We start from the raw sequence: 22,758 nt of genomic DNA, 5'->3' as shown, positions 1-22,758 counted from the left end.
ACGGGGGTGGATGTCCGCGGGAGGGCGACCGGGAATAGCCATGGCCCTATTCAGTTGCCCGGGGCGGGGCGGCGTTCCTACACTCCGCCCCCCTCTGATGCGCCTCTACTTCCTGACTCCCGCGCTGCTGCTCCTCGGGGCGTGTTCGATTGAATCCGAACCGAACCCGCCTCCGTCCACCCGCTTCGTGTACCCCAGCGGGGTGGCGTTCTGGCGCCCTCCAGCGGCGGGCGGCCCGGCAGCGAGCAACGGCTACCTCTTCCTCGCGAACGCCAACTTCGACAACTGCTACGACTCCGGTTCGGTGATGGCGCTGAACCTGGAGGCGATGCGCACGCAACAGGACGGGCAGGCGGTCGCGCTGCCCCACCTGGGCAGCGCGCTCCCGGACTCCGCGCTCGCCTTCGAGGACCTGTCGTCCGCGCAGGAGTCGCTCGTGCAGATCCGCAGCTTCGCGGGCGAGCTGGGCCTGTGGGTGAACCCGGCGACCGGGCTGCCACGCCTGTTCGTGCCCTCGCGAGCGGAGGGGAACAACCTGAACGCCGTGGACGTGGGCCTGGAGGCTGGCGGCGCGCCCACGCTCACCTGCGTGCAGGGTGGCAAGGACTGCCGCAATGGCGCGCTGTCGCTCACGGATGACATCCCTTCGTCCCTCAGCGACGAGGGCCGCTCCGGCCTGCCGCGCGCCCCGTCGCCCATTGGCGTGACGGTGGATGACGCGAGCGGCAACCTGTACGTGACGCACTCGGAGGCGGCGGACTCGCCGGCGAAGTCCAGCAAGAACTTCGAGAGCTATCTGGCCACGGTGAAGCTGGACAACCCCACGCGGGACACGCTGGGCTTCATCCCGTTGTCGCCCAACGGCTTCGCCTACGGCGGCTCGGATTCGGTGACGGTGGGCGCGGGCTACCTCTACGTGACGGGCCGCAACTTCGTGGCCGGGGTCAACGGCACGGTGGCCGCCAACTTCGTGCTGCGGCTGGTGGACAAGAACGAGACCGGCATCATCCTGGAGCCTTCGCTGAAGTCGGTGTTCCGCATCCGCGAGGCGCGCGCGGCGCGCGTGGTGCCCCGGCCGGTGACGGCGGCGGAGCTGGCGGCGCGTCCGAACTTCGTGCGAGAGCGGCTCTACCTGCTGGCGCGCGGCCCCGACACGCTGCTCACCATCGACTTCGAGTACGACGCGGTCCCTGGCGCCGCCGCCACCCAGCCGTTCTTCCGGGTGGTGTCCGCGGTGCCCATGCCTGATGGCGTGAGCGACATGGAGCTCATCTCGCGCACGCCGGGTACGTCCAACGCGGACACCAACATCATCGCGGTGACGAGCACCGGCGACAGCGCGGTGTCCCTCTACGATGAGGCGCTCGGGCAGGTCGTGGCGCAGGTGCCGCTCGTCAACAACCTCAACCAGACCAGCAACCCGTCTCAGGCCTTCGGGCTGACGGTGGACAACCCCGCCGGGACGAACGCGGCGCGGATGTTCGTGACCAACTTCGGTGACAGCCAGGTGGCCATCGTGGACATCCCCGACCTGGCGCGTCCCCAGGACGCGCGGCTGGTGGCGAAGCTGGGCATCCAGCAGCAGCGCGATCCGAACCAGGGCACCAGCGTGTGCCAGGAGAACCGACCTTGAAGCGCGGCTTTCTTGCTGCCCTGTTGCTGAGCGGCGCGAGCCTCGCGCTCGCCTGCTCCAACACCACCTCCACCGCGGGCGCCGCCGGCCTTTCCGGCACGTACGACGTGGTGCTCTCCAACCAGCTCATCTTCGTCACCTCGCAGGACCGGGATGAGCTGCGGGTGCTGGACCTGGCGCGCTCGCCGCGTGAGTTCATCCCCGCGCCCAACCCGCTGGAGCCCCTGTCCATCCCCGTCATCGCGCGGCCGGACTCGCTCACCCGCGACGTGGGCTACGACGCCAACGGCAACGAGGTGTCGGGCCCGTACGTCTACGCGCGCAGCTCCGGCGGCCGCGGCATCTCCGTGGTGGCCGCGGACCGCGCGCGCCTCAACGAGGTGACGCGCCTGGCGACCGGCCAGCTCATCACGGCCTTCGCCGCGCACGCCCCCGTGGCGCCCGGCGCGCCCAGCGTCCTGTACTACGCGCTCCAGACACGCCCGGAGGCCGCCGAGCAGCTGTGCGGCCCCTTTGGGGGTGGGGTGGTGATGCGCCAGGACCTGCCCGGACCGGACGGCTTCGACGCGGCCGCGCTGCCCCCCGCGCTGCCTGTCTTCTGCCTCAAGCCGGCGGACACGGTGATGTCCATGATCTCGCTGCCCCCGCAGGAAAACGTGACGGACTCGCTGGTGGTCGCCATCCGCAACGTGTCCGGCACCAGCCGGCTCGTGCGCGTCGTGGCGGACGGGACCAACGTGGAGGTCGCCTACAAGCGGCCGCGCCCGGCGCCCTTCACGGTGCCCACGTACACGGACCTGGTGGACATCCCGGCGCGGCTCGTGGCCACGAACCCCATGTACGAAGTGCAGAAGGACAAGGTGAATGGGGCATGCCCGGCCGGTAGCACGGAGAGGCCTGTGAAGGCCGAGGACGGTACCATCACCTCGACGATCTGCATCGAGACCTGGCCCGCGGGCCGCTTCGTGTTCGCGGTGCTGGATGAGCTGACGTGCAACTCGTCGGACTGCGAGGGCGTCATCGCGCTCGACAACGTGCCGGATCCGTCGGTGGCGCCGTCCACGACGCCATCGCTCGCCCGCGACGTCACCGGCGCGCCCATGCTGACCCTGCGGCCGACCGCGGGCCTGCCCACGGGCCTCACCCTGGTCACGGGGCTCCAGGTCCGCGAGCTGCTGTCGGACGGCGTGGCCTACCTCACCACCATCCCGCTGCTGGGCATCATGCCGTCGTCCAGCGGGGAGATCACCCTGTTCCGCGCCGACGAGCGCCGCGCGTTCAACCTGGATCGCAATCCCGATCCCCAAAAGGGGCCGCTGGACGCGTCGGTGGCCTCGGACCTGCGCGACGGCACTGAGGTCTCCCGCACGGACCAGGCCCAGGGCGTCGTCGTGAACGAGCCGGGCTGCCCCCTGGTGAACGGGACGACCAACATCACCGCGTTCCTCTGCAACGGGACGGTGCCTGGCGGGACGTACCGCTTCGTCTACCAGGGCCTGCTGCCCGGACTCATCGGCCTCAGGCGCGACGTGACCCAGGAGGATCCGCCGCTCCTCATCGAAACGTCGCTGGCGATGGCGCGCGGGGTGGTGCCCGGGGACTCCATCGTGCTGGCCAACAACGCGGGCCCCTGCGCGGCGAGCATCCCCATCCTCCGCCTGGAGGACCAGGGCAATGGCCTGACGCGCCTCTATCCGGACCTGTCCAACCCGGCCGTCGTCGAGGCCGTGGCGCCGTGCGCGTCGTACCCCTCGTTCGACGTGCGCGCGGGCCCGAACGTGAAGCCCTTCGTGCTCTACGCGGGCCTGGAGAGCAGCGACACGTACGTGCAGCGGCTGGACGTGAACGAGCCGTACACGGTCTCCCGGTTCCTGGACTACTACTACCACCCGAACGACTTCGACCTGGGCCTGCCTTCGCCCACGTCGCCCACGAAGTACGTGCCGCCGCCGTTGACGCTCACGCTGACGCCGACCATCTGCGCGCCCAACACCGGGTGCCGGCTGGCGGCGGGGGACCGCTTCGTGGTGACGCTGCAGCCGCGCTTCCGCCGGTTCGTCTTCGGCGTGGATACCAGCTCGGCGAGCAACCTGTCGGTCTACACCCTGCCTTCATCGGTGGTCGCCGCGGACGTGGCGGGCTCCAGCCTGGCCTACGTCGCGTACCCCTCGGCGGACGGCATCCTCCAGGTGGCCCTGGAGTCGATCAGCGACAACGTGGACAACCTCACGTATCTCCGGGCGTTCCAGTAACTGGGCGCGCCCGGCCGGCTCTGCTATCGTTCCCCACGTCCAGCATTTCCCGAGCCAAGACCGATGATCGATCAGAACTCCCGTCCCGCACGCAAGGTCGGCATCGCCGAGCACCTGTGGGAGACGTACGAAGAGATGGCCCTGCAGATGGGGTCGGATCGCGACGCGCTCATCAACCAGGCGCTCTTCATGTTCGCGCGCCTCAACGGCTTCATCGAAGTGAGGACCAAGGGCGAGCCCGTCGTGGCGGCGGTGCCGGCCGCCGCGTCCGCCCCGGCCGCGCGTCCTGCCGCCGCGCCGGCTCCGGCCGCCGCCGCCAAGGGCGCTCCGCCGGTGCTGAGCCCCGCTCCGCCGCCCGCACGCCCCGCCGCGCGCAACGTGGACGAGCGCCCGTCCTCCAACGGGCTGGACAATGATCCGGTGCGCCGCGAGGTCGCCGAGCGCGTCCTGGAGACGGCCGCCGAGCTGGAGCGGCTCATCAAGGGCAAGAACGAGCCGCCCCCGCCCGCCGCGGACGACATGATCGAGGACGAGGAGGAGCCCCTGCCGGAGCAGGAGGAGCCGCCGCTCGACGACATGCAGGACGAGGCTCCCGAAGAGGCCGAAGAGGAGCCCATGGAGGAGGCGGACGAGGAGGAGGAGGGCGCCTCGCTCTACCTCGTCACCGAGTCCGGCGAGCAGGAGAAGATCGTCAAGGACCGCTACGTCATCGGCCGCGGCAAGCACTGCGACTTCGTCATCAACTCCGGCAAGGTGTCGCGCGAGCACGCCGTCATCGCCCGCGACGGCGGAGACTTCTACATCGAGGACCTCGGCTCCTCGAACGGGACCTGGTTCAACAAGCAGCGCATCAAGCGCCGCAAGGTTGAAGACGGGGACGAGTACTTCATCTGCAGCGAGAAGATCCGCCTCGTCATCCACTGACGCCGGGATGACGCAGGGCCCCACGGCGCGATGCTCCTGTTCAGGAATTGACGGGCTCCGGGCCTCCATTGTTTGATGGGGGTCGCCTGCTTCCCATGGAAGCAGGTGTCGAATGACACCTGTTCAGCTCGCGCTTTGGACGATTCTGGGAGTGGCCCTGGTGATCTCGGTGGTGACCGACGTTCTGCGCCGGCTCATCCCGAACGCCGTGACCTATCCGCTCATCGTGCTGGGGCTCGGGCTGCGCGGTGTGTCCGAGGGGATGGGCGGGCTGGAGTCGGGGTGGGTGAGCGGGCTCGTGGCGGGCGCGGGACTCGCGCTGCTGCTGGTGCCGGGTGCGCTGCGCGGGCGCATGGGGTGGGGTGACGTCAAGCTGATGGCGGGGGTGGGCTGCGTGTTGGGCTTTCCCACGGTGCTCGCGGCGGCGGCCTTCATCTCGCTCACGGGCGCGCTGCAGGCCATCGTCACGCTGCTGTGGCAGGGGGCCGTCTGGGACACGCTGGCGGCGGTGGCCCGCCGCTGGGCGGTGCGGATGAAATGGATGCGGGAGGAAACCTCGCCCGCTCCCGCGCGACACATCCCCTACGGCGTCTCCATCGCGCTTGGGACTTTCTGGGCCATGTGGTGGCAGCAACAACATCTGGGATAGCGCGCCGTCAGGCCGGGCGCGCGTACGCAAGAAGGGGATTCACACGATGTCCACTCGCTTCACGCAAGCCCTGGCGCTCGGCGCCGTCGTCACGGTGGTTGCCAGCGCTCCCGCCCAGGCCCAGGAGGGCAGCTCCGTCGCCCTGGGCGTGGGTACCCAGAAGGTGCTCACCATTCCCGGCCTCAGCCGCGTCGCGCTGGGTGATCCTTCCATCGCCGAGGTGAAGACGCTCGGCACCGGCCAGCTGCTCGTCACCGGCAACCAGGAAGGCAAGACGACGCTGCTCGTCTGGAAGTCCTCGGGTCAGCGCATCAGCTACCTGGTGACGGTCCGCAAGCAGGACCCCAACGAGGTCATCTCCGAGATCAAGCGCCTGCTGGGTGAAATCGAAGGCGTGTCCGTGCGCATGGTGGGCGACCGCATCTACCTGGACGGTCAGGCCTACACCACGCAGGACGCGGACCGCATCGAGCAGGTGGTCAGCCTGTATCCGAACGTGAAGTCGTTCGTGAAGATCGCCCCCAACGCCAAGAAGCTGGTGGCGCAGAACCTGAACGCGGCCTTCCAGAAGGCGGGCCTGAAGAACGTCCAGGCCAACGTGGTGGGCGCGACCATCTTCCTGGAGGGCTCCGTGGAGAGCCAGCAGGACCTCCAGAAGGCGGAGCTGATCACCAAGGCCATCGGTGAGAAGGTGGAGAACCTGCTCGTCGTCGGCATCAAGCGGATGATCCTCTCCGAGGTCCAGTTCGTCGAAATCCGCCGCAACAGCCGCGACCGCTACGGCATCAAGTACCCCACGGACATCACGGGGCGCCTGACGGCCACCGCGAACCTCCAGAAGGCGCTCCTGCCGGGTGGGGACGCGACGTCCGCCCTCACGCTGTCCGGGGTGGGCAACTCGGACCTGAGCATCGGGTTCCAGGCCAACGACGGCTACGGCCGCCTGCTGGCGCAGCCCAAGCTGGTGTGCGCGAGCGGTGAGAAGGCGGAGTTCCTCGCCGGCGGCGAGGTGCCCATCCCCCTCATCACCAACACGCAGTTCACGGTGGAGTACAAGCCCTACGGCGTCATCCTGAACATCCGCCCCACCGCGGACCGCAACGGCAACATCCAGACGGAGGTGGAGGCGGAGGCCTCTGAAATCGACACCTCCGTGTCGGTGTCCTTCGGTGGTTCGTCCGCCATCCCCGGCTTCCGCACGCGCAAGGTCAAGACGAACGTCACCGTGCGCCACGGTGAGACCATCGTGCTGTCGGGCGTGTTCAGCCACGACGAGCAGAAGGCCGTCGCGAAGCTGCCGGGCCTGGGGCACATCCCCATCGTGGGCGAGCTGTTCAAGAACCGCGCGTTCGACTCCACCAAGCGCGAGCTGGTGATCTTCGTCACCCCGCGCATCGTGAACCCGGACTCGGACAAGGTCCGCAGCATCATCGAGGACGTGAAGACCCGCTACAAGCAGGCCCGCTCCGAGGTGAACTTCAACATCTTCGACTGACGGCCCTCGCGCCATCACGTCGGATCCGGTCCGGGCCGGCCCCGCCCCTGTTTCAGAGGGGGAGGGTGCCGGCCCGTCCGCTACCGGGCAGCAGGCGGGCGAGCGTCGCAGGAGTCTTTGAGGTCGTAGGAGGGCTTGGTAGCATCCCGAGCCATGTTTCTCATCACGCTGACGGAGAAGGGCGGCGGCTCGGAGCAGCGGGAGTTTCCCAAGAACGAGATCACGATCGGCCGGCTCGCTGGCAACGACATCGTGCTCGCCAAGGGCAACGTCTCCAAGACGCACTCCCGCATCGTCGAGAAGGACGGTCGCTTCATCATCGTGGACATGAAGTCCACGAACGGCACCTTCGTGAACGGCAAGAAGATCGCCGGGCCCATGGTGCTCAAGCCCACCGACCAGGTCTCCATCGGCGACTACATCCTCAACGTGGAGGCGCTGGAGGACGCGCCCGCGGATGAGCCCGTCGACGAGGGCTACGACGACGAGCAGGGCGAGGAGGCCTACGAGGAAGAGGCCTACGAAGAAGAGGAGGCCTACGAGGAGGAGCCCGCTCCCGCCCCCGCGGCCCCCAGCCGCATGCCCGCGTCCATGGCCGCCGCCATGGCCAAGAACAAGCGCAAGGTGGACCCCCGGCTGGAGCGCTACTCGCGGCTCCAGAAGGAGATCCACGACCGGCTCATCGAGTACCTGGACCTGCGCCGCATGGACATGGACCGGCTCGGGGACGAGGAGCTCTGGCGCCGCACCGAGAAGGCCATCCGGGACATCATCGACCAGATGGAGGCGGACCAGGAGCTGCCCGGCGACGTGGACCGGGAGGAGCTGCTCACCGACGTCATCAACGAGGCGCTGGGCCTGGGGCCCCTGGAGGCGTTCCTCGCGTCGGAAGAGATCAGCGAGATCATGGTGAACCACGCCAACCAGATCTACATCGAGCGCAAGGGCAAGCTGACGCTGTCGGAGAAGACGTTCTCCTCCAACCAGGCGGTGCTCGGCGTCATCGAGCGCATCGTGGCGCCCATTGGCCGGCGCATCGACGAGTCCAGCCCGCTGGTGGACGCGCGCCTGAAGGACGGCAGCCGCGTGAATGCCATCATCCCGCCGCTGGCGCTCAAGGGCCCCTGCATCACCATCCGCAAGTTCAAGAAGGACGCGCTGAAGATCCAGGACCTCATCAAGTACAAGACCATCACCGCGCAGATGGCCGAGTTCCTGGAGATGTGCGTGACGGCCCGGCGCAACATCGTCATCTCCGGCGGCACGGGCTCCGGGAAGACGACGACGCTGAACATCATCAGCTCCTTCATCCCGGAGGGTGAGCGCATCGTCACGGTGGAGGACGCCGCGGAGCTGCAGCTGCCTCAGGAGCACTGGGTGCAGCTGGAGAGCCGCCCGCCCAACCTGGAAGGCAAGGGCGCCATCACCATCCGCGACCTGGTGAAGAACTGCCTGCGCATGCGGCCGGACCGCATCGTGGTGGGTGAGTGCCGCTCCGGCGAGACGCTGGACATGCTCCAGGCCATGAACACCGGCCACGACGGTTCGCTCACCACGCTGCACGCGAACACGCCGCGCGACGCCATCGCCCGGCTGGAGACGATGGTGCTCATGTCCGGCATGGAGCTGCCGGTGAAGGCCATCCGCGAGCAGATCTCCAGCGCCGTGCACCTCATCGTGCAGCAGACGCGCTTCTCCGACGGGACGCGCAAGATCTGCTTCATCACGGAGGTGTCCGGCATGGAGGTCGACATCGTGACCCTCCAGGACATCTTCTATTACAAGCAGGACGGTTTCACGGAGGACCACAAGGTGCGAGGGCGCTTCGTGGCTTCGGGCTTCGTGCCGAAGTTCTACGACGAGCTTCAGCGCAAGGGCATCCCCGTGAACATGAGCATCTTCCGCGAGGACTGACGCGCCCATGGCAACCCTGGTCGTCCGTCACCCTGACGGCACTGAGCACGAGCACGAAATCACGGGCGAGCTGAAGATTGGCCGCCAGCAGGGCAATGACCTCGTCCTCACGGAGGGCGGCGTGTCGCGGCAGCACGCGCGCCTCTACGTGGAGGGCGGCACCGTCTACGTGGAGGACGGGGGCAGCCAGAACGGCACCTTCGTGGACGGCGAGCGCATCCAGGGGCCCACGGCGCTGACGCCGGCCTCGCAGGTGCTCCTGGGAGACTACGAGCTCAAGCTCAAGGGCGGCGCCCGGAGCACCGGTGGACGCCGCGCGGCGACGGCCGCGCCCCCGGACCCCGCGACGCTCTCGGACGCGCCCGTGCGGGGCACGCGGGCCATGCCCAGCATCCGCGCCAAGGCCACGCAGAACGGCGCGGCGAAGCCCGAGGGGGCGCTCGCGAGGCGTCCGCCCTCGCGGCCCCAGCGGGCGGGTGGCGCGGAGGCGGACCCGGGTGCCGGCTCGGGTCCGGTGCTCAAGGGCATGACGGGGCCGTGGGCGGGCAAGTCGTATCCCATCCAGGGCACGCTGCTCGTGGGCCGGGCGCCTCCGGCGGCGGTCATCCTGGATGACGACTCCGTGAGCCGGAAGCACGCCGAGGTGAAGCGCGAGGGCAGCGCCGTGCTCGCGCGCGACCTGGGCAGCGCCAACGGCACGCTGCTCAACGGGGAGCTCCTGGGTGAGGAGTTCGTGGATCTGCAGGCCGGGGACGTCCTCCAGTTCGGCGTGGTGGAGATGACCTTCGAGGCCGCGGAAACGCCCGCGCGCCGTCCCGGGGCGGGTGCGCCTCCGCCACGTCGCGGTGGGGGCCGGGGCGCGCCCGCGGCGGACAACAAGCGCAAGATGCTGGTGGTCGCGGGTGGCGTGGTGGCGCTGCTGGCGGTGGCGGCGGTGGTGAAGTCGTCCATCGGGCCGGCGCACAAGGCCCAGAAGGCCGCTCCGGCCGCGCCGTTGGATCCCGCGCAGCAGGTGCAGGAGCTGCTCAGCGAGTGCCGCTCCTACTCCTCCAACGAGATGGGTGCTCCCGACTGGGCCCGCGCGGAGAAGGCGTGCGACCAGGCGCTGGACATGGACCCCATCAACGCCGAGGCGAACACCCTCGTGCGGCGCATCAAGATGGAGAAGGAGGCCTTCGATAACTTCGAGGCCGCGAAGAAGTCCATCGAGCTCAACCGCGAGCAGCAGGCGCTGGAGCTGCTGCGCAAGATTCCGAAGGAGAGCGAGTACTTCCGCCGCGCGCGCTCCAAGGCCAAGGAGACGGCCGAACGGTTCGTGGAGCGCGCGAAGGATGACTGCAAGCGCTATCTGGGCAACTCGCAGTGGGGCCCGGCGGTGCAGCGCTGCCAGCAGTACATGGAGGTGTGGTGCCAGAAGCAGAGCAAGGAGGACCTGGAGCCGCCCATTGGCCAGTCGCTCCGCCTGGAGGGCCCCCTGCGCAGGAACGAGTGGCGCCCCAAGGACGCCATGTTCGTGAAGTTCCTCGTGGCCCGCACGCGGGTGGACCGCAATGCCGGGCCGTGGACGTGCCCGGTGAGCGACATCCTGCAGGATGAAGGTCTGGGCGTGGATCAGACCACCGAGGTGCGCGCCATGTTCACCAAGCGCTACGCCCCCAAGCTCATCCAGGAGGCGATGGTGGACTACTGGAACGGCCGAGGCAGCGAGGCCATGGCGACGTTGCAGAAGCTGCGCTCGAAGGAAGATCAGGCGCAGTACCACCAGCTCGCGGACGACCTCCTCCGTGACGTGTCCAACGTGGACCAGCTGTTCAAGACGGGCGAGAGCGCGCTCACCAATGACGATCCCGAGCGCGCCGTCGGCCCGTTCAAGGAAGCGCTGGCGACGGACAAGCGCATCATGGCGGAGCTGGCGGAGTCGCACCTGTCCTTCTACCGCAAGAACATGTTCCAGGACCTGGCGGCCTCGGCCTACCTGCGCGGCAAGCACTTCGCCGACCGCGAGGACCGCCGGCGGGGCTGCCGCATCTGGAAGCTGGGCTTCGACTTCTACAAGGGCAACACGAACCTGAACCGCGTGGTGGCCTTCTGCTCCACGCAGGCGCAGAACGCGTTGAACAACGTGGGCAGCTGTCCGGACCTGGCGGCGGTGGAGGACTACGCCGTGCCAGGTGACGGCATCGCCGAGCAGGTGGCCGCGAAGAAGGCCGAGCTGAAGTGCCGCTGAGCGGCGCTCCGGTGCGGGGCTTCATGGACAGGGGGCGGGAGGCGCGCTAGGGACGGGGGATGGCCGACACCAGCCCCCCGCGCCCCGAGCGCCGCCTGGCGCTCTTCGACGCCTCCGGTTTCATCTTCCGCGCCTACCACGCCATCCCTCCGCTCACGACGAGCAAGGGGGTGCCCACCAACGCGGTGCTGGGCTTCACCCGCATGGTGCTCAAGGCCCTGCAGGAGCTGAAGCCCACGCACGTGGCGCTCGCGTTCGACAAGTCCGGCCGCGTGGAGCGCCAGAAGATAGACCCCACGTACAAGGCGAACCGCAAGGCGCCGCCGGAGGACCTGACGCCCCAGTTCCCGCTCATCCGCAAGGTGGGGGACGTGCTGAACCTGCCCTCGCTAGACGCGGAGGGCTGGGAGGCGGACGACGTCATCGGCACGCTGGCGATGCAGGCGAAGGCGGAGGGGTACCAGGTCCTGGTCATCACCAGCGACAAGGACTTCATGCAGATCGTCGACGAGGACATCACCCTCTTCGACCCCGCGAAGAACAAGCGCATCGCCATTGCGGACGTGCAGGAGAAGATGGGCATCCTGCCCAAGCAGGTGCGCGACTTCCTCGCTCTGGTGGGCGACGCGGTGGACAACGTCGCCAAGGTGCCGGGCGTGGGCGACAAGACGGCGGTGGAGCTGCTCCACCAGTTCGGCGACGTGGAGACGCTGCTCTCGCGCGTCGAAGAGGTGAAGAAGCCGAAGATCCGCGCGGCGCTGGAGGCCCACCGCGAGAGCCTGCTGCGCGCCAAGCAGCTGGTCACCTTCAACACCGGGCTGCCGCTGGGCGTGAAGCTGGACGACCTGGTGCGCCGCGCTCCGGACGCCACGCGCGCCCGGGACCTGTTCACGGAGCTGGAGTTCTTCGCGCTGCTGCGCGACCTGCCCGCGGAGGAGGCACCGGCCCGTGCGGACGTGGCGCCGCTCGCGGTCACCACCACGCTTGTCACCACCGAGGCGGAGGTGAAGGCGCTGGCGGACGCGGCGAAGGCCGCCGGGGCCGTCACCCTGGTGCCCGCCTACGAGGGCATGCCCTTCGCGGCGCCGCTGGTGGGCCTGGGCGTGGCGCTGCCGGACGGCTCCACGCGCTACGTGCCGCTGCGGCACCAGCAGCTGGGCGCGACACAGGTGCCGGTGGCGGCCTTCGCGGCGGCCATGAAGGACGTGCTCGCGGACGCGGCGGTGAAGAAGGGCGGCCACGACCTCAAGGCGCTCACGCTGGTGCTGGCCAACGAGGGGCTGACGCTGGAGGGCGCGCACGACGACGTGGAGCTCCTGAGCTACCTGCTCAACCCGTCGCGCCGGGAGCATGCGCTGGCGGACCTGACGCGCGAGCGGCTGCGCTCGGAGCTGCCCGCGCTGCCCGCGTCGGTGGAGGGCAAGAAGGGCCGCGCGCTGGCGGACCACGGACCGGAGGAGGTGGCCGCGGCGTACGCGGTGCGCGCGGACGCGGCGCGGAGGCTGGCGCCGGAACTGTGGAAGGAGCTGGAGCTGGGCGGGCTTTCGGAGCTGGCGCGCACGCTGGAGCTGCCGCTGTTGCCCGTGCTCGCGCGCATGGAACGCGAGGGCGTGAAGCTGGACGTGGCGGAGCTGGGGCGCACGTCCGAGCGCGTGGACGTGGAGGTGAAGGCGAAGGAGGCCGAGTGCCACCAGGCCGCGGGCCACGCCTTCAACCTGGGCTCCAACCCGCAGCTGGCGCAGGTGCTCTACGAGGAGCAGAAGCTGCCCATCCTCAAGCGCGGCAAGACGGGCCCGTCCACGGACCAGGAGGTGCTGGAGAAGCTGGCGGAGGAGCACAACAGCGTGCTCGCGCGCGCGCTCATCGAGTACCGCGGCCTGTCCAAGCTCAAGAGCACCTACCTGGACACGCTGCCCACGCTGGTCGCGAAGGACGGTCGCATCCACACCACGTACCACCAGGCGGCCACCGCCACCGGCCGGCTGTCCTCGTCCGACCCGAACCTGCAGAACATCCCCATCCGCACCGAGCTGGGCCGGGAGATCCGCCGCGCCTTCGTGGCGGACGCGGGGCACCAGCTGGTGAGCGCGGACTACTCGCAGATTGAGCTGCGGCTCCTGGCGCACATCGCGGAGGACCCGGTGCTCATCGAGGCCTTCCGCAACGACGAGGACATCCACAGCCGCACGGCGGCCGAAATCTTCGGCGTGGACCCCAAGGACGTGGACCGCGAGCAGCGCCGCGTGGCGAAGACGGTGAACTTCGGCATCGCGTACGGCCTGTCCGCGCACGGCCTGTCCACGCGCCTGGGCATCTCCCAGGAGAACGCGCGCGACGTCATCGAGCGGTACTTCACCCGGTACGCGGGCATCCGCCAGTACCTGGAGGACACCGTGGAGAAGGCGCGCAAGGTGGGCTACGTGGAGACGCTCTACGGGCGCCGCCGCCTGATGGGGGATCTGCTCTCCAAGAACCGCGGCGTGGCCCAGGCCGCCGAGCGCGCCGCCATCAACATGCCCATCCAGGGCACCGCCGCGGACCTGATGAAGAAGGCCATGCTGGCCGTGGACGCCGCGCTCCGGGCGCAGAAGCTGAAGACGCGCGTGCTCCTCCAGGTGCACGACGAGCTGCTCTTCGAGGCGCCGGACGCGGAGGTGGAGGCCGTGAAGGCCCTGGCCGTGAAGAGCATGGCCTCCGTCGCCGAGCTGAAGGTGCCGCTCAAGGTGGAAGTGGGCGCGGGGAAGAGCTGGGCGGACGCGCACTGAGCAAAAAAATGCGGGAGAGCGCCCACCCCCGTAGGCGCCCTCCCGCTGCCCCATCCCCATTCCCCCCGACAAAACATGCCGATCCGTCCGACCGGCGGAGCGCGCGGACCCCCATCCACGCGTTCCGGCGTTCGACTGTGTGCGGCTCACCGCTCCCCCGAGCAGGAACACGCACCCTCAAGGCGCATCACGGACCCCCATCCGCGACAGCGCTCCCTCCCGCCAGCCCCCGGACCCTTCCTCAGTGAGGAGTGTCAAGCCGGACGGATCGGCAAACCCTTGCAGCCAAACCCTGGCGCCTCCTGCGCGCCGCAATCCCAGTGCGTGGGATTCAAACTCAATGCATGGCGGACCGCTCGTCGCGGCGGCCCATGGGGGGCCGGCGCGCGTGAGAAGGCCGCTCGAAGTACTCCACCACCAGGCCGCCAAAGGGCACCCGGGGACCATCCGCCTTCGAGTCCGCCATCCGCTGGAGCAGCGCCACCGCGCTGTCCACGGCCTCGTCGAGCGCCTGGTTGATGCGCTGGCGCTCCGCGTCCCCACCGCCCAGCACCTCCAGGGCGTCCACCAGGCACCGCCGCAGCAGTGCGAACTCGTCGTGCAGGGCCCGAGCGCCACGCTCCGGCGCCAGGCGCAGCACCGCGCGGGTGCGGCTCCAGGGGCTGGACTCCACGCCCTCCAGCGTCAGCCCCAGCTCCCGGACGAAGGGCTCCACCAGCCCGTCCAGCAGGCTGGGTCCGGGAACGCCCTGGCCCTCGTGCGCCGCCAGCCGCATCCGCCGCCACAGCGCCGCGATGCGCTCCGGCTGCTTGCTGAAGACCCGGGCCGCCCCGGCCTTCTTCCGTCCGCGCTCCGCCGCCATGTCCGTTGTCGTCCGCATCGCGAACAAAGGCATAGCAAGCGCTTTGCCAACGCCAGACGTGTACTGGAGCCCAATGAATCCGCCCATTTGGGCAAGAGGCCAGCCCTGAAGGGAGGGCGGAGGACGTAAATCCTACGGGGCGGATGTTGAAAGGCTGGGGGTAGGGGAAGTTCCTTCCCTGCCTGGGAACCTCGCGCCTCTCAGTGGAGCGTTGGCTTGGGCGGGCGGCCCGACGAGGCCTCGCCGTCCAGCTCGTATTCGCCGCTGGAGGACTCCGGCTCCTCGTCCTCCGCTTCCGCGTCCTCCGGCAGACCCGCGCCCGACTCCAGGGCTTCCGGCGCACCCTCCAGGGCCTCCGGCTGGCTGGGAGCGGACGGGGTGGGCGGGGCCGGCGTGGTGGCGCCGGGCCATTCCGGCCAGGGGAGGGCAGGGGACAGCGGCTCGGTGCCGTCCACGGCGACGGGGCCCGCCGCGCGTGCGGCGGCGAGCAGGCGCAGCGCGGCGTCCTCGGCGGCGTCCTCCGCGGCCAGCTCCGTCATGCGCGCGGCCTTCTGCCGCATGCGGCGCACGAAGGCGGCCACGCACAGCACGGAGGCCGTGAGCCACAGGAGCGCGGAGCTGGTGGTGAGGGGCAGCCAGCCGTAACGGGCCGCGAGCCCCTCGCGCCAGTCCTGCTCCTCCAGCAGCAGCGATGAATGGAAGGCCTTGCCGAAGGCCTGCTCGAAGGGCTCGCCCGCGCGCACGCCGTCCACCAGCTGGCCCATGGCGCGTGAGCCGTGCTTGCCGGTGAGGAAGGCCACGAAGGCGGCGCTCTGCGCGTAGGCGATTTCGACGTCCGCGGGCACGTCCGGCCAGTCGTCGGACAGGTCCTCGAAGTGGAAGACGCGCTCCTGCGTCACCGCGCGGAAGAGGGCGCTGTAGTGGGCGACGGAGAAGCGCTCGTCGGTGAGGTTCTGCGCGACGCCCTCCTGGAACCACCGTGGCCAGCCATTCGCCAGCTGGCCCAACGCCACGTGCGCCAGCTCATGCCTCAGCGTGGTGGGCCCCTCCGCGTCGTTCAGGCTCAGCGCGTCCAGCAGGATGATCTGATGCCCGGGGTAGGCGAGCGCCACGGCCCAGCCCGGGGGCTTGCCGCCGGGGAGCGCCAGCGCCTCGAACTCCTGGCGGCCCACGCCCAGGCGGATCTCCGTGGTGCCCGGCCAGTCGCGCCCGAGCATCGCGCCGAAGGCGTCACGCACGCCCTCGATCTGCCCGGCCAGCGCCTTGGCCGCGCCCGCCGCCTTCGCGGTGTGCAGGATGACGAAGCGCTGCGTCTTCAGCTCACCCGCGATGAGGGAGGGGCGGGCGTGCGGTACGAGCGCACTGTCGGTGACGACGGCCTCCGTGGCGTGGATGCCGCGCGGACCCTCCTCTTGCGCGAACACGCCCGGTGAGGCCAGCAGCAGCAGCAGGAAGGCAAACAGGCGGAGCATGCGTGGCCTCACGGTCCACCAGAGATAACAGCCTCGACCGCCGCCGCATCAACCCCCTCCACTTTCAATCGCTTACGGCGCGACGTGTCACCCGCCACGAGTGTCACCTGGCGACGGGGCACACGCAGCCTTTTGGCGATGAATTCCACCAGGGCCGCATTCGCCTCCCCATCCACGGGCGGCGCGGCGAGTTGGATCTTCAGCTGGCCGTCATGCTCGCCCACCACCTGGGTGCGGGACGCGCGCGGCTGGACGAGCACCGTCAGCTCCACCCCGGCGGGTACGGCTTTGAGCCAGGGGGCGGGCATGCGCGGGCGCTAGTCGTTGGAGGTGGCCTTCTTCTGCGACAGGAACGCGACGTTGTCCTCCACGCGCGCGTAGTCCCGGTCCGCGAAGGTGGGCGCGGCGAAGGTCTCCAGCAGCTTGCGGTGGGCCTCCACCACCGAGCGCACCTGCGACTCGAACTGGGTGCGCTGCCGCTTGAGCTCGTTGATGTCCTCCACCACCTGCACCAGCCGCTGGTGCGCGCCATGGACGATCTTCTCCGCCTGGTGCTCCGCGTCCGCGATGATGATCTCCGCTTCCTTCTTCGCGGCGTCCTTCAGGTCCTCGCTGATGCGCTGGGCGGTGACCATCGTCTCCTGGAGGGTGCGCTCACGCTCCTGGTGCTGCTCGAGCCGCGCCTGCGTGCGCTTCAGCTCCTCCTTGAGCGCGATGTTCTCCTTCACCACCTCCTCGAACTCGCCGGCGATGAGCTCCAGGTACGCGCCCACTTCGGGACGCGCGAAGCCGCGCATCACCGTCTCGAAGCGCTTCTGCCGGATGTCGAGGGGGGTGATCTTCATGCGCCTCAGTCTAACCCATACACGCGCGCACTCCAGGAATCGGCCCGGGGCCCGGGCCCGGGCGCCGCGCCGTCATGTCTGGCGGGAGGGCAGGCGGGCAGGCGTGTTTCAGGGGGCGGCGGCCGGGGCGGCCTCCCACTGCGATGCCACCGAGCGCGCGGCGTTCTGCACCGCGTACCCCACGCGGCTGTCGGCGGCCACGTCCTGCACCACCCGGCGGGCGGTGGGGGTGCGCTGGTAGAGCAGCCCTCCCAGCGCCTGGATCTTCAGCGCGTCCGGCAGGCGCGGGTGGCGCACGACGTTGCCCAATATCTCCTCCGCGCGGCGGTGCTGGAACAGGGTCACCGCGCGCAGCGCGGCCTGCTGGATGCGCGGGTTCGGGTCCCAGATGAACGCGGCCAGCGGGTCCAGGGCGCGCGGGTCGCCCAGCAGCGCCAGGTCTTCAATCGCGAGCGCGCGAATCTCCTCTGGAGCGGGCTCCGCCGCCCACAGCAGGCCCCTCAGGAGGGCCACGTCCTGCGTGCTGCCGTCCGCCGGGGGCCGGGCGGGGGCCGCGGCCGCGGGGGCCTTGTCGGCCTTGAGGGAGGTCCTGGGCGCCGAGGCCGGAGGGGCTGAAGCGGGGGCCTGGGCGTGCGCGGCGGCGGTCAACAGCAGGGCGGCGGCGAGGAGCGGTCGCATGGCGCCGTTCTACCCGAAACCCGGGAGGCCCGGCAGCGAGCTGGGGCCACCCCCGGGTCGCGCGCGACATTTTCTTGACGGGATCCGCCGCTGTGGGAGTTTGCCGGTGCTACAGGCGTGTTGCGAACGGAGGTCCGAGTCACCATGGGTGCGGCGGTCGCGAGCTGGCAGACACTGGAGAACGTCACGGTGGAGTGCACCCACTGCGGCGTGATGATGACGCTCCAGCCCGGGAGCCGGGTGAAGTACTACCGGTGCGGTTCGTGCCACCGCTGGGTGTCCAGCACCTACAGCGAGGTCTTCCGCGCGGACGCGAAGATGCGCACGCACCCGGTGAAGGACACCGCGGACGCGGACGCGCGCTTCGTGGAGGTGAAGGACCGGCTGGACAAGTGGCTCACCGCCGTCCAGGAGCAGTGCCCGTACCAGACCCTGGGCGTGTCGCCCCTGGATTCGCCGGACGTGATTCGCGCGCGCTTCCACGCGCTGGCGCTGGAGCGGCACCCGGACCGGGGCGGCTCCGCGGAGCAGATGCGCGAGGTCAACGACGCCTACGAGCGCATCCTCAAGCACCGTCAGCGCAAGCGGCTGGAGGCCATGGCGTCCGGCGCGCCCGCGCGCGCCACCGCCTCCGTCCTGCCCGCGCGCAGCAGGTAGAGCCAGAAGAGCACTCCCAGCGACAGGCCCAGCCCCACCTTGGCCCAGGTGGGGAACAGGTGGCCCGGGGAGATGAAGCCCTCCACCCCGCCGATGCATGCGAGGAAGGGCGCGCAGCCCACCACCAGCTTCACGGCTTCACGCCCGCGCGCCTGAAGCGCCTGCGCGCGCGGCAATTCTCCGGGGTCGATGAGCGCCTGGCCCACCATCAGCCCCGCGCCCCCCGCGATGACGATGATGGACAGCTCCACCGGCCCGTGCGCGGCGATGAAGTCCAGGAAGCCCGCCGTCATGCCCTCGCGGAAGCACAGCGCGCCCACCGCGCCAATGAGCACGCCGTTGTTCACGAGCGTGAAGATGGGCCCCACGCCCAGGAGGATGCCGGACGCGAACGCGAACAGCGTGACCGTGAGGTTGTTGGTCGCGATGCCGGACGCCACGGCGTTGGGCGGCGCCACGGACAGCAGATCATCCGTCCACATGCGCCCCTGCGCCACGTAGCGGCGCACGCCCTCCGGCACCAGCAGCTCCGCGCCGCGCGGCTCCAGCGTCACCACCAGCGCGCCCAGCAGCAGGCCCAGCACCAGCAGGCCCGCGCTCACGCCCACGAAGCGCGCCTCGCGGCGCAGGGTGGCGGGGAAATCCCTGCGGAAGAAGTCGCGCGTGGAGGCCCAGCGCTCGCGCGGCGGCTGGTAGATGGCGCCATACGCCTGCGCGCACAGCTGGTTGAGGAAGCGGTGCGCGTCCGTGCCCGGGTAGAACGTCTGCGCCTGCGCCAGGTCCGCGGCCGCGCGCCGGTAGAGCGTGTCCAGCGTGCGCAGGTCCGCGAGGCCCAGCCGGCCCGCGCGCTGGCGCGTCAGGAGCGCCTGGAGCGCGTCCCAGTCCGGGCGGCGCCGCGTGACGAAGGTGGGAAGCGGCACGGCCATGTCAGTGGACCGCCTTCGCGCGCGTGCGCAGGAAGGACTCCGTGGCCTCAGGGGACTGGAGCACCCGCGCGCGCTCCTCGTCCGTCAGGGCCGCGCCCACGCGGTCCACCAGCCGGGTGCCCAGCCGCCGCCGCACCTCCGGCTCCAGGCCGGGCGCGCGCGCGAGGAACGCCAGCACCAGCTCCACGTCCTCCGTGTTCAAGGGCCGCTGCACGGCGGCGCCCGTCGCCGGCGTCACCGCGGGCGCCGCGTCCGTCGTGGGGCCTTGCGTGTACTTGTCCAGGTCGATGGCCTCCTCGCGCACCAGCACCGTGCCGGCGAGCAGGTCCCCCAGCCGGCGGTGCCGCGAGTCCAGCAGCATGGTGATGCATCCCGTTGCGTAGAGCACCGGCAGGAAGTCGACCGCACGACACAGGTTCCTCACCGCGCTTTCATAGAAGCCCACCGGCGCGCCATCGTCGCGCACCACCCGGATGCGCAGCGCGCGCTTGCCCGGTGTCTGTCCATGGAAGAAGACCTCCGCCAGCGTCCAGTACAGCCATTGCGTGGCGAAGAGGCCCACCGCCAGCAATGTCTGCGTGAGCCCCGACAGCCCCTGGAAGGCTCCCAGCACGTCGGACACCAGCAGGGTGATGACGAAGTAGAGCGCCACCCAGAAGAAGAACAGCAGGCTCGCGTCCACCAGCCAGGCAAGACAGCGGTAGCCGATGCCGGCCACGGGCAGGGAGAGGGCCACCCGCTCGGGCGTGGCGACGTCGACATGGGGTGCGGGGGCGGAGGGAGTCATGCGCGCTAGGCGCACAGCATACGCCCTTCGCGTTCAGGAAGCGTGCAACACGTGCACCCGCGCACGCTCCACCGCCCGCGCACGGATATCGCCCGAAACACCAGGTAAAACATCCAAATATGAACGCGGGACGTATGTCCCGAGCCAGACAGCGATCACGACCTGACGGACGAGGCCCTGGATTTCGATGGGATCCGTGCGCAATTGACAGTCCCGCCAGGGTCCGTTCGCAAAGAGGGCTTGGATGATGTTAGGGTCTCGGTTGGCTGGATTTGCTTTGAAGCGAAAAAGGAGGAACGGCCCGAACGGGCCAGTTCGGCAGTCGCAAGCGCAGTCCGCAGGGCAGCACTGACAGGACCCCCGGATGGAGTTGAAGCGCGGTTCTCGCACGCTCATCACAGGCGGAAGTTCCGCCGCGGTTCCACTGACTCCGGGGCAGGTTGAAGTCGACAGGTAGCATTGAAAGCAATTCGCCACGACGGCTGGGGGGCCATCGCATGGCAGCGAATCAATCGGCAGTTCGTATTTCGATTCTCGAAGGACCGTGGGCGGCCTGGCAGGGCTTGTCCGAGGGCCTTCGGGGTGAGGGTCATTCCACTTCGGTGACGCGCGACGTGCGCGGCTTCCTGGACGGCCTGGGCACGGATCCACCGCAGGTGGCCATCCTGGACGTGGAGAGCGACGGCGAAGCCGCCATCGGGTGCTCCGTGACGGAGGGGCTCAACCTGCTGCGCGAGGCCCGCAAGCGCCGGCTGGAGGTGCGCATGCTGCTCTTGTCCGCGGTGAGCACGCCGGAGGTCATCTCCCAGTGCTTCGACGAGGGGGCCTCCGGGTACCTCTTCCGCGCGGGGCTGGGCGTGAACGCGGTGTCCTCCGCGGTGCAGTCGCTGGTGCGGGGCGAGCGCCTCTTCCCGGTGCAGCTCTTGCGCAACGACTTCGAGCATCCGCCGGTGACGTCGCCCACGGCGAGCGTGCTGCTCCTGCTCACGCAACGCGAGCGCGAGGTGCTGCAATACGTGGCGGGCGGGGCGGACAACCTGAAGATCGCCGCGCACCTGCAAATCGCGGAGCGGACGGTGAAGTCACACGTCACGCAGCTCTACCGCAAGCTGGGCGCGGAGAACCGTACCCAACTCGCCTTGCGCGCCTGCCACCTGGGCGTCAGGCCTCCGCCGGACCTCTAGTGGGGACGGCCCACCCTCCCCGCTGAGGCGGGGAGGGCGCGGTGGGAAGCGGACGCGGCCTTCAGTTCTTGTTGCGGGCCGCGTCCTCTTCCATCTTCTTGCGGAGGCTCAGGGGGCGCATGTCCGTCCAGACCTCCTTGATGTACTCCAGGCACTCGGCCTTCAGGCCCTGCTTGCCGGCGTCCTTCCAGCCCAGCGCGTTCTCTCGGTCGGCGGGCCAGATGGAGTACTGCTCTTCGTGATTGACGACGACCTTGTAGATGGTCGTGTCTTCGCGCTCGTCGCTCATGGGGATGGCTCCTGAAAGCAGGGGACCCCCCTTTCGTCGCACACCCGGGGAAAAGCGGTCAAGGTAGGCGGATGCGACAAATCCCCGCCCTTCCTGGGAGGGCGGATCCACGCCCGGCCGCCCGGCCGGGGTGCTCCCGGAAGGCGCGTTCGTGACACGCGCGGAGCGGGGCGCGGATACTCGGCCGCATGCGCATCTGGAAGAACGCGGTGGCGGGGCTCGTGCTCCTCGTGGGCGGCGCCTGGGCCGCGATGGCCCTGGCCCTGACGGGGACGGGGCCGGAGGGGCCACACGTGGCGCGGGCGCTCGTCGCGGGGGGGGTGGTGGGGCTGGCGGTGGCGGCCTGGCGGTGGCGCTCGCGGCGCTGGGGCGTGGCGGTGATGGTGCTGGGCTGCTTGTCCGTCCTTGGCTGGGTGCGCACGTTCCAGCCCTCCAACGCGCGCGACTGGGCGCCGGACCTGGCGCGCGCGCCGTGGGCGGAGGTGGCCGGGACGCGGGTGACGCTGCATGACGTGCGCGACTTCCGCTACCGCAGCACCACGGATTGGGAGCCGGCCTGGTACACGGCCACCTACGACACGGACGCGCTCACGGATGCGTCGTTCATCGTGGAGCCGTTCTCCGGCTTCTACGGCGCCGCGCACACCATGGTGAGCTTCGGCTTCCAGGACGGCCGCCACGTGGTGTTCTCCGTGGAGGTGCGGCGCGAAAAGGGCGAGACGTTCTCCGCGCTGGGAGGCCTCTTCCGACGTTTTGAAATCACCTACGTCGTGGGCGACGAGCGGGACCTGGTGCAGCTGCGCTCCAACTTCCGCCATGACGACGTGTATGTGTATCCGGTGAAGGCCTCGAAGGAGCGCATCACCGCCTTCTTCCTGGACATGGTGCAGCGGATGAACGGCCTGCACACGCAGCCGGAGTTCTACGACACGCTCACCAGCAACTGCACCACCAACCTGGTGCGCCACTTCGAGAAGGTGGCCGCGAAGGACGTGCCATACGACCACCGCACGCTGATGCCGGCGTTCTCGGATGCGCTCGCGTACGAGCTGGGCATCATCGACACGGACGCGCCGCTGGAGCAGGTCCGCCAGCGCTACCACATCAATGCGCGCGCCCTGGCCGCGCAGGGGCGGGACAACTTCTCCGCCCGCATCCGCGCGCCGCTGGAGACGGCCGCGGCGCCGGCCCCGTGACGG

19 protein-coding genes are annotated in these 22,758 nt (G+C 69.8%); 11 read left to right on the top strand and 8 right to left on the bottom strand.

Annotated elements, in window-relative coordinates:
• The first annotated feature begins 97 nt into the window (after positions 1-97).
• The 8 genes from KYK13_RS24055 to polA all read left to right on the top strand — a co-directional run bounded on the left by KYK13_RS24055 (position 98) and on the right by polA (position 13,859).
• Complete coding sequence (locus KYK13_RS24055; RefSeq protein WP_223633825.1) at positions 98-1,633, top strand: YncE family protein; 1,536 nt, start codon at positions 98-100, stop codon at positions 1,631-1,633.
• Positions 1,630-3,885 (top strand): hypothetical protein, encoded by a 2,256-nt coding sequence (locus tag KYK13_RS24050; RefSeq protein WP_223633821.1) that lies wholly within the window; start codon positions 1,630-1,632, stop codon positions 3,883-3,885. The genes KYK13_RS24055 and KYK13_RS24050 overlap by 4 nt, the downstream gene beginning before the upstream one ends.
• A 63-nt stretch (positions 3,886-3,948) precedes the next feature.
• Positions 3,949-4,809, top strand: coding sequence for an FHA domain-containing protein (locus KYK13_RS24045; protein WP_223633818.1), 861 nt, complete (start codon positions 3,949-3,951; stop codon positions 4,807-4,809).
• Positions 4,810-4,921: 112 nt separating this feature from the next.
• Complete coding sequence (locus tag KYK13_RS24040) at positions 4,922-5,458, top strand: prepilin peptidase (RefSeq protein ID WP_223633816.1); 537 nt, start codon at positions 4,922-4,924, stop codon at positions 5,456-5,458.
• Positions 5,459-5,504: 46 nt separating this feature from the next.
• A complete protein-coding gene (locus KYK13_RS24035; RefSeq protein ID WP_223633813.1) occupies positions 5,505-6,953 on the top strand; it encodes a type II and III secretion system protein family protein in 1,449 nt (482 codons plus the stop codon).
• Positions 6,954-7,106: 153 nt separating this feature from the next.
• On the top strand, positions 7,107-8,867 hold the full coding sequence (locus KYK13_RS24030; protein WP_223633810.1) for an ATPase, T2SS/T4P/T4SS family: 1,761 nt from the start codon (positions 7,107-7,109) through the stop codon (positions 8,865-8,867).
• A gap of 7 nt (positions 8,868-8,874) precedes the next feature.
• Positions 8,875-11,094, top strand: a complete 2,220-nt coding sequence (locus KYK13_RS24025; protein ID WP_223633807.1) for an FHA domain-containing protein — start codon at positions 8,875-8,877, stop codon at positions 11,092-11,094.
• Between the two features lie 59 nt (positions 11,095-11,153).
• Positions 11,154-13,859, top strand: a complete 2,706-nt coding sequence (gene polA / locus KYK13_RS24020; RefSeq protein ID WP_223633804.1) for a DNA polymerase I — start codon at positions 11,154-11,156, stop codon at positions 13,857-13,859.
• 337 nt (positions 13,860-14,196) lie between these two features.
• Here the strand turns inward: polA and KYK13_RS24015 are convergent, their stop codons facing one another.
• The 5 genes from KYK13_RS24015 to KYK13_RS23995 all read right to left on the bottom strand — a co-directional run bounded on the left by KYK13_RS24015 (position 14,197) and on the right by KYK13_RS23995 (position 17,716).
• Positions 14,197-14,739 (bottom strand): hypothetical protein, encoded by a 543-nt coding sequence (locus KYK13_RS24015; RefSeq protein ID WP_223633801.1) that lies wholly within the window; start codon positions 14,737-14,739, stop codon positions 14,197-14,199.
• Between the two features lie 182 nt (positions 14,740-14,921).
• A complete protein-coding gene (locus tag KYK13_RS24010; RefSeq protein WP_223633798.1) occupies positions 14,922-16,193 on the bottom strand; it encodes a peptidase MA family metallohydrolase in 1,272 nt (423 codons plus the stop codon).
• 8 nt (positions 16,194-16,201) lie between these two features.
• Positions 16,202-16,501, bottom strand: coding sequence for a DUF167 domain-containing protein (locus tag KYK13_RS24005; protein ID WP_223633794.1), 300 nt, complete (start codon positions 16,499-16,501; stop codon positions 16,202-16,204).
• Between the two features lie 9 nt (positions 16,502-16,510).
• Entirely contained in the window at positions 16,511-17,038 is a 528-nt protein-coding gene (locus KYK13_RS24000; protein ID WP_014397740.1) for a DivIVA domain-containing protein, read from the bottom strand.
• 108 nt (positions 17,039-17,146) lie between these two features.
• Positions 17,147-17,716 carry a HEAT repeat domain-containing protein gene (locus KYK13_RS23995; RefSeq protein ID WP_223633790.1) on the bottom strand — a complete coding sequence of 190 codons (570 nt, stop codon included), beginning with the start codon at positions 17,714-17,716 and terminating at the stop codon, positions 17,147-17,149.
• A 144-nt stretch (positions 17,717-17,860) separates the two neighbouring features.
• Here KYK13_RS23995 and KYK13_RS23990 point away from each other — a divergent pair, with 144 nt between their 5' ends.
• Positions 17,861-18,373 (top strand): J domain-containing protein, encoded by a 513-nt coding sequence (locus tag KYK13_RS23990; RefSeq protein ID WP_223633788.1) that lies wholly within the window; start codon positions 17,861-17,863, stop codon positions 18,371-18,373.
• On the opposite strand, the gene KYK13_RS23985 is transcribed toward KYK13_RS23990, so the two are convergent.
• Positions 18,292-19,299 carry a stage II sporulation protein M gene (locus tag KYK13_RS23985; protein ID WP_223633785.1) on the bottom strand — a complete coding sequence of 336 codons (1,008 nt, stop codon included), beginning with the start codon at positions 19,297-19,299 and terminating at the stop codon, positions 18,292-18,294. The genes KYK13_RS23990 and KYK13_RS23985 overlap by 82 nt on opposite strands.
• 1 nt (position 19,300) lies before the next feature.
• Complete coding sequence (locus KYK13_RS23980; protein WP_223633782.1) at positions 19,301-20,086, bottom strand: RDD family protein; 786 nt, start codon at positions 20,084-20,086, stop codon at positions 19,301-19,303.
• A gap of 497 nt (positions 20,087-20,583) precedes the next feature.
• Between KYK13_RS23980 and fruA the strand changes: the two genes are divergently transcribed.
• Positions 20,584-21,270 carry a response regulator transcription factor FruA gene (gene fruA, locus KYK13_RS23975; RefSeq protein WP_223633780.1) on the top strand — a complete coding sequence of 229 codons (687 nt, stop codon included), beginning with the start codon at positions 20,584-20,586 and terminating at the stop codon, positions 21,268-21,270.
• A 61-nt stretch (positions 21,271-21,331) separates the two neighbouring features.
• Here fruA and KYK13_RS23970 read toward each other — a convergent pair whose 3' ends face one another.
• The gene (locus KYK13_RS23970) at positions 21,332-21,559 is read right to left on the bottom strand and encodes an MbtH family protein (RefSeq protein ID WP_143901243.1); all 228 of its coding nucleotides are present in this window, start codon (positions 21,557-21,559) and stop codon (positions 21,332-21,334) included.
• A gap of 188 nt (positions 21,560-21,747) precedes the next feature.
• Here KYK13_RS23970 and KYK13_RS23965 point away from each other — a divergent pair, with 188 nt between their 5' ends.
• The gene (locus KYK13_RS23965) at positions 21,748-22,755 is read left to right on the top strand and encodes a DUF4105 domain-containing protein (RefSeq protein ID WP_223633776.1); all 1,008 of its coding nucleotides are present in this window, start codon (positions 21,748-21,750) and stop codon (positions 22,753-22,755) included.
• The last annotated feature ends 3 nt before the right edge of the window (positions 22,756-22,758 follow it).

It is taken from the genome of Corallococcus sp. EGB (genome assembly GCF_019968905.1).
Lineage (GTDB): Bacteria > Myxococcota > Myxococcia > Myxococcales > Myxococcaceae > Corallococcus.
Note: the sequence above shows the minus strand (reverse complement) of the source record. Positions and strands in the feature narration are given on the sequence as shown.

What these genes read in the sequence shown, in the direction of transcription:
- KYK13_RS24010 (WP_223633798.1), bottom strand. Translation starts at nt 16,193, where the DNA reads ATGCTCCGCCTGTTTGCCTTCCTGCTGCTGCTGCTGGCCTCACCGGGC.
- KYK13_RS24040 (WP_223633816.1), top strand. Translation starts at nt 4,922, where the DNA reads ATGACACCTGTTCAGCTCGCGCTTTGGACGATTCTGGGAGTGGCCCTG.
- KYK13_RS23980 (WP_223633782.1), bottom strand. Translation starts at nt 20,086, where the DNA reads ATGACTCCCTCCGCCCCCGCACCCCATGTCGACGTCGCCACGCCCGAG.
- fruA (WP_223633780.1), top strand. Translation starts at nt 20,584, where the DNA reads ATGGCAGCGAATCAATCGGCAGTTCGTATTTCGATTCTCGAAGGACCG.
- KYK13_RS24035 (WP_223633813.1), top strand. Translation starts at nt 5,505, where the DNA reads ATGTCCACTCGCTTCACGCAAGCCCTGGCGCTCGGCGCCGTCGTCACG.
- KYK13_RS24000 (WP_014397740.1), bottom strand. Translation starts at nt 17,038, where the DNA reads ATGAAGATCACCCCCCTCGACATCCGGCAGAAGCGCTTCGAGACGGTG.
- KYK13_RS23995 (WP_223633790.1), bottom strand. Translation starts at nt 17,716, where the DNA reads ATGCGACCGCTCCTCGCCGCCGCCCTGCTGTTGACCGCCGCCGCGCAC.
- KYK13_RS24030 (WP_223633810.1), top strand. Translation starts at nt 7,107, where the DNA reads ATGTTTCTCATCACGCTGACGGAGAAGGGCGGCGGCTCGGAGCAGCGG.
- KYK13_RS24045 (WP_223633818.1), top strand. Translation starts at nt 3,949, where the DNA reads ATGATCGATCAGAACTCCCGTCCCGCACGCAAGGTCGGCATCGCCGAG.
- KYK13_RS24015 (WP_223633801.1), bottom strand. Translation starts at nt 14,739, where the DNA reads ATGCGGACGACAACGGACATGGCGGCGGAGCGCGGACGGAAGAAGGCC.
- KYK13_RS24055 (WP_223633825.1), top strand. Translation starts at nt 98, where the DNA reads ATGCGCCTCTACTTCCTGACTCCCGCGCTGCTGCTCCTCGGGGCGTGT.
- KYK13_RS23970 (WP_143901243.1), bottom strand. Translation starts at nt 21,559, where the DNA reads ATGAGCGACGAGCGCGAAGACACGACCATCTACAAGGTCGTCGTCAAT.
- KYK13_RS24005 (WP_223633794.1), bottom strand. Translation starts at nt 16,501, where the DNA reads ATGCCCGCCCCCTGGCTCAAAGCCGTACCCGCCGGGGTGGAGCTGACG.
- KYK13_RS24025 (WP_223633807.1), top strand. Translation starts at nt 8,875, where the DNA reads ATGGCAACCCTGGTCGTCCGTCACCCTGACGGCACTGAGCACGAGCAC.
- KYK13_RS23985 (WP_223633785.1), bottom strand. Translation starts at nt 19,299, where the DNA reads ATGGCCGTGCCGCTTCCCACCTTCGTCACGCGGCGCCGCCCGGACTGG.
- KYK13_RS23965 (WP_223633776.1), top strand. Translation starts at nt 21,748, where the DNA reads ATGCGCATCTGGAAGAACGCGGTGGCGGGGCTCGTGCTCCTCGTGGGC.
- polA (WP_223633804.1), top strand. Translation starts at nt 11,154, where the DNA reads ATGGCCGACACCAGCCCCCCGCGCCCCGAGCGCCGCCTGGCGCTCTTC.
- KYK13_RS23990 (WP_223633788.1), top strand. Translation starts at nt 17,861, where the DNA reads ATGGGTGCGGCGGTCGCGAGCTGGCAGACACTGGAGAACGTCACGGTG.